We start from the raw sequence: 11,247 nt of genomic DNA on the forward strand, positions 1-11,247 counted from the left end.
TTACTGCTGCGTGGCGTCGCCCTGAGCCGACGGCACGCCCGGCACCGGCTTGTCCGGCCGCCAGGTCGGGATCGGCACGTCGGCCTTGTTGTTCTTTGCGTCAACCGCGGCGAAGGCCGCCGGCACCGGACCAGTCGCACCGCCAAGCCCGACGCGGACCATCTGTAGGTCACGCTTCAACTCGGCCATGTAGCGCGACTTGAATTTTGGCTTGCCCTGCGCGTCGAGTCCGTCGGAGCGCTCCGAGGCGCCCTCCTTGCTGCAGACGATGTCGCGCATGTCGGTAGGCGTGGTCTGTCCCTCGCCATAGGGCTGGAGGTTGGAGAGCGTCACGTTTCCAGCCGTCGAGGTCGAAAAGCCCTGGCCCAGAAGGTCTGCCGCATGGTCGGCGCGGCCCCATGGCGTGCGCTCGCCCAGCACGACGGCTGCCAGCGTGCGGCCTTCGCGCGTCGCGGTGCCTATGAGATTGTAGCCGGAAGCGCAGACGAAACCGGTCTTCATGCCATCGGCGCCGGCAAAGCGGCCGAGCAGCGGGTTGAAGCCGTGAATGCGGTTCTTGCCGTTGGTTGTGATTCCCTCGATGGAAAAATACGAGGCATATTGCGGAAACTCGGTGCGGATCGCCCGCACCAAGAGCGCAAGGTCGCGCGCGGTGGTGTAGTTTTCCGGATCGTGCAGGCCGTTGGGATTGGTGAAGTGGCTGCCGGTCATGCCCAGGCGCTGGGCCTCGGCATTCATGCGGTCGGCGAAGGCGGGGATGGTGCCGCCGATATTCTCGCCCACAGCGGCGGCAATGTCGTTGGCCGACTTACCCAGCATCATCTTCAGCGCATTGTCGAGCGTCATCACCGTGCCGGGCTTGTAGCCCATCTTGCTCGGCGGCTCGGCGGCGGAGATCTTGGTGATCTTGACCGGCGACTGCATCGTCACCTCGCCGGCCTTGATGGCGCGGAAGGCGACGTAAGCCGTCATGGTCTTGGTCAGCGAAGCGGGGTGCCACCGCTTGAAGGCATCCTCATGCTCGAGCACCTGGCCGGTCCGCACGTCGAACAGGATCGACGGATTGGCCGCCGCCTGGCTACTGGCGAGCCCCGAAAGTGCGGCGAGGCCGACGAAAAGTCCTTTTGAAAAAAAGAGATGCCGCATGATTAATTCCGATTTCGCCTCTTGCCGTGGCCGCCTCGGGGTCCTTAAGATTTTCGGATCGGGCCAAGTCTCAAATAGAGCGGGATCTGGCCCCGTGTCCCGGCCGCATCTCGCGGTGCTATTTAGCCTATGTGACGTCAAAATGGCAAAGCGTGTGCGATCACGATTGCGAGCTAACGGGACAAAACCCACGAAGAGCGAAAGTATTTCATCATGCCGATTCTGAACCGAGCCGCCGAATTGCAGGACGAAGTCGCGGGCTGGCGCCGAACGCTGCACCAGAACCCCGAGCTGAATTACGACGTCTATCAGACGGCGGCTTTCGTGGCTGACAAGCTGAAGTCCTTCGGCTGCGACGAGGTGGTCGGCGGCATCGGCCGGACGGGCGTGGTGGGGGTCATCCGCGGCAATCTCGGCGCGGGCGCCGCCATCGGCCTGCGCGCCGACATGGACGCGCTGCCCATCAACGAGGCGACCGGCAAGCCCTATGCTTCCCAGAACCCCGGCAAGATGCATGCCTGCGGCCATGACGGCCACACCGCCATGCTGCTGGGCGCCGCCAAATACCTTGCCGAAACGCGCAATTTCGCGGGCTCGGTGGCGGTGATCTTCCAGCCTGCCGAGGAGGGCGGCGCCGGCGGCCTTGCCATGGTCGAGGACGGCATGATGGACCGTTTTGGCATCGCCCAGGTCTTCGGCATGCATAACATGCCCGGCCTGCCGGTCGGCCAGTTCGCCATCCGCCCGGGCCCGATCATGGCGGCGACGGCAGAGTTCACCATCACCATCAAGGGCAAGGGCGGCCACGCCGCCATGCCGCACCGCGCCATCGACCCGATCGTCATCGGCAGCCAGATCGTCGCGGCGATGCAGACGATTGCCTCGCGCACCATCGACCCGCTCGACTCGGTGGTGGTGACGGTGACGAAATTCCACGGCGGCGACGCCTACAACGTCATCCCCGAAGAGGTGGAGCTTGCCGGCACGGTGCGCACGCTGAAGAAGGAGGTGGCCGCCACGGCGGGCGAGCGCATCAAGGCGATCTGCGACGGCATCGCCGCAGCCAATGGCGCAAGCGTGCATGTCGACTACGATTCCAACTATCCAGTGACCTTCAACCACGCCGAGCAGACAGTGGTGGCCGGCGATGTCGCCGCTACCATCGCAGGCGAAGCGCAGGTACATCGCGAGATCCAGCCGCTTATGGGCGGCGAGGACTTTTCCTACATGCTGGAAACCCGCCCCGGCGCCTTCATCTTCATCGGCAACGGCGACACCGCAAATCTCCACCACCCGGCCTATGACTTCAACGACGAGGTCATCCCGCATGGCGTGAGCTATTGGGTGAAACTCGCCGAAACCACCCTGGCAGCCTGAGGCCGCCGAAGCGCCGACATCGGGCAGCGAAAGCCCAAAGGATCCCGGTGGCCGCTGCCAACACGGCGGCCACCGGAAATTGTCCTGCCCCGGGCGGGTTATTGGAAAAATGTCCAAAAGCCGTTGGCGAAACCGCTCGAAGCGGCTATGTGTCGTCTCGGTTGGTCCCGTAGCTCAGTAGGATAGAGCGGCAGATTCCTAATCTGTAGGTCACAGGTTCGATTCCTGTCGGGATCACCACCAATCGGCAGCGCCGACCGAACCGCGCGCGGCCTTCTCAATTAGCGCCACCTTTGACAACCATACGCCCAAAGCAAGCCTGGCCTTTGCGGGCGGCGAGACCTCACCGTGGCCGGCACACCGCTCGCTCGGGATGCGACAGTGATCGTGGCGGGCCTGGACCTACGGCTGACGCCCACCACCACGCTCGGCCTTGCCATACCGGCCAGCTGGCCAGCCGCGCCCACGACAACGGCTTCAGGGCGGATCTCAACGTCAAGATCCGACCAAACAGTTCGCAGGCGACCTAGTAAGGCGATGACGATACTATCCAAGTGATGCCCTGTATTTCTAACAAGGCATCTTTAAATCATCTCAATAGCGGTAGGCGCGGATACAATTTTGAACTGATCGCGCTAGCGGCTGCGCAGGCGCCGGATATGCAGTGCCAAATCAGTGATTTTTGCCAAAACTATCTGAGCGCGGCGGCTGCCCGCAAACATTCAAAATTAGAAATATCATATTGAAATATTTCAGGAAAACTTGCTTGCGATGTTGCAGCCTTGCAACAGACTTTTTGGGTTTCCTCCTTTAGCTCTCAGCTACCATTCTTACCTGATTTGAGGATTTCAATGTTTTCGAAACGCATCGCTGTCCTGGCGGCATTTTCAACCATTCTATCGACCGGCGCCTTCGCGGCGGATACCGTATCCGCACCGGAAGTCATCCCGGTGTTCAGCTGGACCGGTGCTTATGTCGGCCTGAATGTTGGCTTCGGCGGCGGCAAGTTCAAGCATGAGATAGTTGGCGCTGCGCCTGCCGCGTCCTTCAACGCCTCGTCCAGTGGTTTCGTTGGTGGCGTTCAGGTCGGTTATAACTACCAGATCGACCAGTGGGTCGTGGGTGCCGAGGCTGATTTCCAGGGCGCCAACATCAAGGGTGACGTCGATTTCGGCGGCGTAGTGCCAGTCGGCACCAAGCTCGACTGGTACGGCACGGTGCGTGCACGCGCCGGCATGCTGGCAACCGACCGCTTGCTGGTCTACGCGACCGGCGGTCTCGCCTATGGCCACACCAAGACATACTCCGAGATGATGTTGGGTAACAGCGTAAGCGAATCAAAGACCAAGGCCGGCTGGACCGTCGGCGCAGGCGTCGAATATGCGGTCACCGATCACGTCAGCCTCAAGACCGAATACGCCTATACCGATCTCGGCAAGGCACGGGTCTTCGATGGCGACATCGACCGGAAGGTCAACTTCCACAGCGTCAAGTTCGGCATCAACTACAAGTTCTGATTTCCCGCACTACGCAAGACATTTGGCCCCGGCGAAAGCCGGGGCTTTTTCTTTGGGGCGTGTGCAGCAAGCCCACCGCCTCTGCCGGATTACCTCTTTTAGCTGATCACCTTTTGGAGAGGTTGCTGACCACAGATGCGGGTACGATGCTTCATGTCTTCGAAAGGCGACTGGCGGCATTAGGGTTGAACAGGTGAAGACCAGTAACGAGTATGGCGCCCCTCATGTCGCCAGCACCTCGATCCCCCAAAACAGCCTAAAAGCCCGCCACGGATACCGAGGCGGGCGGCCTCCTCTTGACTTGCCTTGAGACCGCCTCGGTCTCTGGGCGGCACTCATGATGCTTGAAAAAAAGAAGATTGAACGAAGCGAAGTATAGCCTCGGAGGGGCTTGGGGGATGAAAAATCATGCGCAAGCCGCGTTCTGCGCGGCGGACCTGGCGTCTTTCGTGGCTTGGTCAACACCAGCCGATGCCAGAGGCTCTGGCGATAGTGTCCATAGTTTCAGGATTGGCTATTGCGCGACTGCAAGTAGTGTCTACCCGCTGACTAAACGCAAGAGCTTCCGCGCTCGGCGACGCTGATCACTGTTCTGTCGAGGGGATTTGAGATGACCGACATAAGTGATCGCTTCGTCATCGTTTGGCTCGCCGCCGATGAACGCCAAGCACTCCGTCGACTTGCTTCTGTATGCAGCGTCGACCTCGAAGAAGCCGCAGCAGCCGTTATGCGCGAATGTCTTATCGCGGCTGGCTATCTGAAACCCGAATACAAGCTCGATGAGGATACGCAGACGGCCGGGAGCGCGTAGCTACGCTGCGGACCTCCCGCTTCCCAAAACAATGCCCGCCGCGGATCGACCGAGGCGGGCTTGTTGGCTGAAAGGGGATCATGCCAGGCGGGAGCCGGCATGCTAGCTGGACGGACCAGTCGGGCTATTCCACGCCGCCCAGATCGTCGCCTTCCTCGAACTCCATACGATTTTGGATGGCGCCGCGCACCTGTTGGGCGGCGTACATCGCCATCACGCGCAGGCGCGTCTTCTGCTTGTCATCGAGGGTCTTGTAGAGCGGCTCCCAGGCATCGGCGAGTTGCTTCAGCCCGGCGGCCCGCTGCGTCATGTTCTCGGCGCGATTACGCAGGATCTGGAAGAAATCGGGCTCTCCCTCACGCATCTTTTGCAGGTTTTCGATGCGTTCACGCCGGGCTTCGCCGCGCGCCTTTATGGCCGACTCGACCGCCGGCCACAGCTTTTCCTGATCCGGCGTCAGCTGCAATGCGTTCTTGAGTATCTCGATCCTCGCCTCGTTAATCGCCTTCAACTCGGCCGACGGTCCGCCGCCCTCCTCGGTACCTCCGGCGGCTGGAGCCGCCTGGGTCTGGGGCTGGGTCGGGGTCGGGGTCTGGGTCTGCGAATAGGCTACCGTAGGCGCAGTGATCATGAGGGCGGTCAAGCCAACAATTGCTGTCCTTAGCATCGTGATCTCCATTGCTTCAGCGACAGGCGGTCTTCGACATTCGATGTGTTCCCACTTTCCGGGAACGACGGCAGACATGCCGCCTGCTTCACAGGGCAATCCACTCGCATCCAGCCATGCCCAAGGCGGCGGCTCGCCGGCCCCGCTCGGTTCTTGGAAAATGCAGTTTCAGTTCGCTTTGCCGGCGGGACGAGTTCAGCTGCGTTCGCCCGACAGGTCGAAGTCCTTTATCGGCAGGCGGCGGATCCGCTTGCCCGTGGCCGCGAAGATGGCGTTGCACACCGCCGGCGCGATCGGCGGCGTTCCCGGCTCGCCGATGCCGCCCCATTTCGAGCCGCCGCTCAGCGCAAGATGGGTTTCGATCCTGGGCATGTCGGCCAGGCGTACGACCTGATAGTCGTCGAAATTGCCTTGCACCACGGCGCCCTTGTCGATGGTAATCTCGCCGAACAGCGCCGCCGAGAGGCCATAGACCACGCCGCTTTCGATCTGCATCTCAACCGTGCGCGGATTGACGACATGGCCGCAATCGACCGCCGCCACCACGCGCTCGACGCGCACCTCGCCTTTCGGGCTCACCGTCACCTCGGCCACCTCGCCGACGATGGTGCCGAAGGATTCGTGGATGGCGATGCCGCGCCCCTGGCCGGCCGGCATCGGCTTGCTCCAGTCGCTCTTCTCGGCGATCGTATCGAGCACGCGCAGGAAATCGTCCTTGCCGGCCAAGAGCTTGCGCCGGAAGCGATAGGGGTCGTCGCCGGCCGCATAGGCCAGCTCGTCGATAAAACCTTCCATGGCAAATGCGTTCTGCGAGCTGCCCACCGAGCGCCAGAACATCACCGGCACATGGGTGTTCTTCAGCACGCAGTCTACCTCGACGGCGCCCACTTCGTAGGGCTGGTTGGCGAGGCCTTCGACCGCCGAGGGCTCGATGCCCTTGTCGGGACTGCCCCAGCCGAGCGAGCGTTCGATGGAGCCGACCGCCGTGCGCACACGAAGGCCCTTGGGCATGCCATCCGGCCCCAGCGCTGCCTCGAAGCGGATCGCCGCCTGCGGCCGGTAGCGGTCATGGCGCATGTCTTCCTCGCGCGTCCACACCAGTTTAACGGGCTTGCCGACTGCCTTGGAAACCAGAACCGCCTGGGTCAACTCGTCATTCACCGCGCGCCGGCCGAAGCCGCCGCCAAGGAAGCAATTGTGTACCTCGACCTTCTCTCGCGCCACGCTGGCGGCCTTGGCTGCCAGCTCCAGCGCGGCTTCCGGATATTGCGTGCCGATCCAGACGTCGACGCGGTCGGGCTGCACATGGGCCGTGCAGTTCAGCGGCTCCATGGGCGCATGCGCCAGATGCGGCACCTCGTAGAGCGCCTCGACGCGCTTGCCATCGGTCAGCGCCTTCATGACGTCGCCTTGCTTGCGCGCGGTCGCCGCCGGCCCGTTCAGCGCGGTGCGATAGGCCTCGGCGAACTGGGCACTGTCGGTATTGGCCGCCGGCCCTTCGTCCCAGGTCACCGGCAGCGCCGCGGCCGCTTCCTTGGCGCGCCAGAAGCGATCGGCAACGACCGCCACACCGCCCGGAATGGGGACGACCGCCTTGACCCCGCGTCGTCCTTCGATCGCCTTGGCGTCATAGGATTTGAGCGAGCCACCGAACACCGGACAGGTCACGACGGCGGCATAGAGCATGTCCGGCAGGCGGGTATCGATGCCGAAGTGTGCCGTGCCGTTCAGCTTCGGCGGCGTGTCCAGCCGGGCCTTCGGCTGGCCGATCAGCGTGTACTGGTCCGGCGTCTTGATTGCCGGCTCTGTCGCCAGCTTCACCTTGGCGGCGTCGGCGGCGAGCTCGCCATAGCGCAGGCTACGGCCGCTTTCGGCGTGGGTGACCATGCTGTCCTTTGCCGTACAGGCCGCGGCGGGCACACCCCAGCGATCGGCCGCGGCATGGATCAGCCGCTCCCGCGCGCTCGCGCCCGCCTGCTGCAGGAATTCGCGCGAGCGGCGCACCGCGCTCGAACCGCCCGTCAGCATGCGCCCATAGACATTGTTTTCGCGCAGGTTTCGGTTGGCCGAGGCGTATTCGGGCCTGACCTTCTCCCAATCGCAGGCGAGTTCCTCGGCAACGATCATCGGCAGCGCGGTGAAAACGCCCTCGCCCATTTCCGACTGTGCGACACGGATGACCACCGTATCGTCCGGTTCAATCAATATCCAGGCATTGATCTCGTCGCCGGCCGTCTCGCTCCACGGCTCGGGCAGGATCGCCTCGGCTCTAGCCAGATCAGGCAGCGAGAAGCCGATGGCAAGCCCGCCGGCGGCGCTGAGCGACACCACCAGGAACTGGCGGCGGCTCATGGCGCTCGCGTTTGATGCGTCCATAGAGGTCATGGCGCGCCTCCCGCATCCTTGGCGATCGCCGCGGCGCGATGGATCGCGGCGCGGATGCGCGCATAGGTGCCGCAGCGGCAGATATTGGTCAGCTGATCATCGATATCAGCATCGGTCGGATCGGGATGCTCGCCAAGGAAGGCCACGGCAGCCATGATCTGGCCGGACTGGCAATAGCCGCATTGCGGCACGTCCTCTGCGAGCCATGCCTGCTGCACCGGATGAGTGCCGTCAGGCGAAAGCCCCTCTATGGTGATGATGGTCTTGCCGTCGGCGTCGCCGACCTGCAGCGAGCAGGAGCGCACCGCCTGGCCGTCGACATGCACCGTGCAGGCGCCGCATTGCGCAATGCCGCAGCCGTATTTCGTGCCAATGAGGCCAAGCTCGTCGCGGATCACCCACAAAAGCGGGGTTTCCGGCTCTACGTCCAGTTCCTGATGCTGTCCATTGATGGTGAATGCAACCATGGGCTTGTCTCCCAGCGGTTGTCTGCGGCCGCCATGGTCAGCCGCCGGTCTCCTGCGCGAGCGTCACGCGAGGCGTCAGTTAAAACCCGAAACGCACCCGCCGCTAGCCCCTCACGGCAATGTGTACCGCCGTTCCAGGACCACCTTCAAACGACAGCAACCGGCCTCAGGTTCCCGGCAACATGCGTCTCAAAACCTCGTCCTTGCGGATGAAATGATGCCAAAGTGCCGCCGCCGCATGCACCCCCACCACGATCAGGATCAGGTTGGCGCAAAGCGAGTGTGCCTCGCGAATGATACCGGCGGTGTCCCTGTCGGGTGTGACGGGCGACGGGATCGTAAACAGCCCGAAGAAGGTCAGGGCATCGCCCCGGAACCAGGTGAGGAATATGCCGACCACAGGAATAATCACCAGCAGCGCGTAGAGCAGGAGATGCGCCACATGCGCAAGCTTTTGCTCCATCTCGCTCATCGCGGCGGGCAGGCTCGGCGCCCCGCGCCGCAGACGCATCGCCACACGCACCGCGACCAGCGCTGCGAGCAAAAGACCAAACGAAATGTGCAGCCACCAGATGGTAGCCCGGCCGGGATCGCCGCGCGGAAAGAAATCTTCGCCATAGGTGAGGCCATAGAGACCGATGACCAGAAGGAAGATCATCCAATGGAGGGCCTTCTGGGCAGGGGCATAGGTAGTCGATTGCATTTCCATGTTCCAAGTTGCGTTGCGTCAAGTCCGCAATTGAATTTTGGCAAAGCTATGTCGCTTCCTCCGCAGCGGCAAGCTGGTTGCGGATCGCGGTCGCGCCGCGCATAAAGTTTCCCGAATGAAACCGTCGCCGGATTGCCAGGAATGGACCGAGGATTCTTCGAACGAAACTCCGTGACTGTGGCACAAGACCTGATCGGAGTTGAAATCCGCACCCATGGGGTCAGCGGCATCATCGTCGAGACCGAGGCCTATCGCAGCGACGATCCTGCCTCGCACGCCTTTCGCGGTCGCACCGCGCGCAACGCCGCGATGTTCGGGCCGGCGGGCCACGCCTATGTCTACCGCTCCTACGGCGTCCATTGGTGCCTGAATTTCGTCTGCCTGCCGGGCAGTGCTGTGCTTATCCGCGCGCTGGAGCCTACGGCCGGCATCGAGACCATGCAGGCGCGGCGCGGGCTCTCCGACGTCAGGCTGCTGTGCTCCGGCCCCGGAAAACTCTGCCAGGCGCTGGCCATCGACCGCTCACATGACGGGCTGCCGCTTGACGGCCCCGAGATCACGCTGGCGCCGCGCAACGGCAAGGTCAGCATCGTGGCCGGCCGCCGCATCGGCATCAGCCGCGCCATAGAAAAGCCCTGGCGCTTCGGGCTCGCCGGCTCACGCTTCGTCAGCCGGCGCTTTGCCCATGAGGAAGCTCAGACGATAGCCTCGGCCTCGATTTCCACCTCGTAGTCGCCGATCAGGTCACCCGCCTCGATCAGCGTATTGGCGGGCAGCACCTCGCCGAACACGCGGCCGTGCGCGCGCGACACCGGCTCCCATTTGGCGGCGTCGCGAATGTAGATGCGCGTGCGCGTGACGTCCTCGATGCGGCCGCCGAGCGCGGTGATGGCGGCGGCGATCTTGTCGAGGATGTAGGTAGTCTGCGCGCCTGCATCGCCCAGCGCCACGCAGCGGTCGGCACCGTGGGTGGCGGTGGTGCCGGAAACGCGGATCACGTCCTTCACCCGCACCGCGCGGCTGAAGCCGGCGATGGGCTCCCAGATGCTGCCGGAGGAAACGCGCAGCCGGTCGGGCCGGCCGGGCATGGGCTCGGCCTTGTAGATCGAGGGGATGGCGTCGAGGTGGTGGCTAAGGTCGCCCGAGGCGGTGAGATACGGCGGACGGCGATATTCGTCGCCGCAGTCGCCGGGAATCGGAGTGGTCGCGGCGAAGGCCTCTTCCAGCCGCGCCTTGTCCTCGGCGTCTAGCGCGAAGTTGAAGATGTTGAGGTTGTCGGCGCGGTGCTCGCTCTCGCTGATGCGCGCGCCGATGATGGTCGCCGCCACCGCCTCGTGCTCCAGCACCCAGCGCGATGCGACGTTGGAGATCGACACTCCGTGCTTGCGGCCGATCTCGGCTGCGGCAGCCAGAATGCCCTGGAACGGCGCCCAGCCGCCGGCGGTGTCAATGAAGCGCTTGTATTTCGAGCGGCTCCAGTCGGGTATCTCGGTCGGCTCGGGCTTGCCCAGCCATTTGTCCGACAGGAAACCGCCGCACAGCGTGCCATAAGCAAAGAGTTTTGTCCCCGTGCGGGCACAGAGCTCGGAAAGCGCACCAGCGGCGCGGCGGTCGACCAGCGAGAACGAGACCTGGTTGGTGGCGAGCGGCACGCCATCGGCCAGCGCCACGGCCAGATGCGCGGCATCGAAATTGGTGACGCCGATGGCGCCGATCAGCCCCTCCTCCTTCAGCCGCGCCATCTCGTGCAGCGCGTCCAACCAGGCCGGATGCTCGAAGGTCCACCAGTGGAACTGGAGCAGGTCGACCTTGTCGACGCCGAGCCTGTCGAGCCGCTCCTGCACGCCCTTGCGGACGATCTCGGCTGTCATCGGCCCCGGCTCGGGACACCATTTGGTGAAGGCGAGCGGGCGCTTTTCGTTGCTGCCATAGCGGGCCAGCAGCCGGCCGGTGATGATCTCGGCGCTGCCGTAGTGGTCGGCCATGTCGAAGGTGTCGAAGCCCATCTTCGCATAGGCTTCCAGCGCATCGGCAGCCTTTTCGGGGTCGAGCGTGGTGCCGTCCTTTTCAAGGTCGGCAACCTGCCACAGCCCGCAAACCAGGCGGCTGATGTTCAATCCGCCATCGAGCTCGATGTGGTCAGGAATTCTCTGCATGGGAGGCACCGT

The 11,247-nt window shown here is 63.5% G+C and carries 10 protein-coding genes and 1 tRNA gene; 5 read left to right on the top strand and 6 right to left on the bottom strand.

All coding sequences use genetic code 11. The features are described 5' to 3' along the window. Window positions 1-1,146, bottom strand: a complete 1,146-nt coding sequence (locus M2281_RS23500) for a D-alanyl-D-alanine carboxypeptidase family protein (protein ID WP_280823628.1) — start codon at window positions 1,144-1,146, stop codon at window positions 1-3. Window positions 1,147-1,359: 213 nt separating this feature from the next. Here M2281_RS23500 and M2281_RS23505 point away from each other — a divergent pair, with 213 nt between their 5' ends. The 4 genes from M2281_RS23505 to M2281_RS23520 all read left to right on the top strand — a co-directional run bounded on the left by M2281_RS23505 (window position 1,360) and on the right by M2281_RS23520 (window position 4,851). Continuing rightward, complete coding sequence (locus M2281_RS23505; RefSeq protein WP_280823629.1) at window positions 1,360-2,523, top strand: M20 aminoacylase family protein; 1,164 nt, start codon at window positions 1,360-1,362, stop codon at window positions 2,521-2,523. A 163-nt stretch (window positions 2,524-2,686) separates the two neighbouring features. After that, a tRNA-Arg gene (locus M2281_RS23510) sits at window positions 2,687-2,763 on the top strand. 611 nt (window positions 2,764-3,374) lie between these two features. Then, window positions 3,375-4,040, top strand: coding sequence for an outer membrane protein (locus M2281_RS23515; protein ID WP_280823630.1), 666 nt, complete (start codon window positions 3,375-3,377; stop codon window positions 4,038-4,040). A gap of 610 nt (window positions 4,041-4,650) precedes the next feature. Continuing rightward, on the top strand, window positions 4,651-4,851 hold the full coding sequence (locus tag M2281_RS23520) for a hypothetical protein (protein ID WP_280823631.1): 201 nt from the start codon (window positions 4,651-4,653) through the stop codon (window positions 4,849-4,851). Between the two features lie 124 nt (window positions 4,852-4,975). On the opposite strand, the gene M2281_RS23525 is transcribed toward M2281_RS23520, so the two are convergent. The 4 genes from M2281_RS23525 to M2281_RS23540 all read right to left on the bottom strand — a co-directional run bounded on the left by M2281_RS23525 (window position 4,976) and on the right by M2281_RS23540 (window position 9,073). After that, entirely contained in the window at window positions 4,976-5,596 is a 621-nt protein-coding gene (locus M2281_RS23525; protein WP_280823632.1) for a Spy/CpxP family protein refolding chaperone, read from the bottom strand. Between the two features lie 117 nt (window positions 5,597-5,713). Next, window positions 5,714-7,903, bottom strand: a complete 2,190-nt coding sequence (locus M2281_RS23530; protein WP_280823633.1) for a xanthine dehydrogenase family protein molybdopterin-binding subunit — start codon at window positions 7,901-7,903, stop codon at window positions 5,714-5,716. Further along, entirely contained in the window at window positions 7,900-8,370 is a 471-nt protein-coding gene (locus M2281_RS23535; protein ID WP_280823634.1) for a (2Fe-2S)-binding protein, read from the bottom strand. Before M2281_RS23535 ends, M2281_RS23530 begins: the two co-directional genes overlap by 4 nt. A gap of 166 nt (window positions 8,371-8,536) precedes the next feature. Next, a complete protein-coding gene (locus M2281_RS23540; protein WP_280823635.1) occupies window positions 8,537-9,073 on the bottom strand; it encodes a cytochrome b in 537 nt (178 codons plus the stop codon). A 147-nt stretch (window positions 9,074-9,220) separates the two neighbouring features. Here M2281_RS23540 and M2281_RS23545 point away from each other — a divergent pair, with 147 nt between their 5' ends. Beyond that, entirely contained in the window at window positions 9,221-9,811 is a 591-nt protein-coding gene (locus tag M2281_RS23545; RefSeq protein ID WP_280823636.1) for a DNA-3-methyladenine glycosylase, read from the top strand. Here the strand turns inward: M2281_RS23545 and M2281_RS23550 are convergent. Further along, window positions 9,775-11,235, bottom strand: a complete 1,461-nt coding sequence (locus M2281_RS23550; protein WP_280823637.1) for an aldo/keto reductase — start codon at window positions 11,233-11,235, stop codon at window positions 9,775-9,777. The genes M2281_RS23545 and M2281_RS23550 overlap by 37 nt on opposite strands. Window positions 11,236-11,247: the final 12 nt, after the last annotated feature.

Source organism: Pseudaminobacter soli (ex Li et al. 2025), from assembly GCF_029892515.1.
In the GTDB taxonomy this organism is placed as follows: Bacteria; Pseudomonadota; Alphaproteobacteria; order Rhizobiales; family Rhizobiaceae; genus Pseudaminobacter; species Pseudaminobacter soli_A.

Coding starts and splice junctions, on each gene's coding strand:
- M2281_RS23500 (WP_280823628.1), bottom strand. CDS start 1,146: ATGCGGCATCTCTTTTTTTCAAAAGGACTTTTCGTCGGCCTCGCCGCA.
- M2281_RS23505 (WP_280823629.1), top strand. CDS start 1,360: ATGCCGATTCTGAACCGAGCCGCCGAATTGCAGGACGAAGTCGCGGGC.
- M2281_RS23515 (WP_280823630.1), top strand. CDS start 3,375: ATGTTTTCGAAACGCATCGCTGTCCTGGCGGCATTTTCAACCATTCTA.
- M2281_RS23520 (WP_280823631.1), top strand. CDS start 4,651: ATGACCGACATAAGTGATCGCTTCGTCATCGTTTGGCTCGCCGCCGAT.
- M2281_RS23525 (WP_280823632.1), bottom strand. CDS start 5,596: ATGTCTGCCGTCGTTCCCGGAAAGTGGGAACACATCGAATGTCGAAGA.
- M2281_RS23530 (WP_280823633.1), bottom strand. CDS start 7,903: ATGACCTCTATGGACGCATCAAACGCGAGCGCCATGAGCCGCCGCCAG.
- M2281_RS23535 (WP_280823634.1), bottom strand. CDS start 8,370: ATGGTTGCATTCACCATCAATGGACAGCATCAGGAACTGGACGTAGAG.
- M2281_RS23540 (WP_280823635.1), bottom strand. CDS start 9,073: ATGCAATCGACTACCTATGCCCCTGCCCAGAAGGCCCTCCATTGGATG.
- M2281_RS23545 (WP_280823636.1), top strand. CDS start 9,221: ATGGACCGAGGATTCTTCGAACGAAACTCCGTGACTGTGGCACAAGAC.
- M2281_RS23550 (WP_280823637.1), bottom strand. CDS start 11,235: ATGCAGAGAATTCCTGACCACATCGAGCTCGATGGCGGATTGAACATC.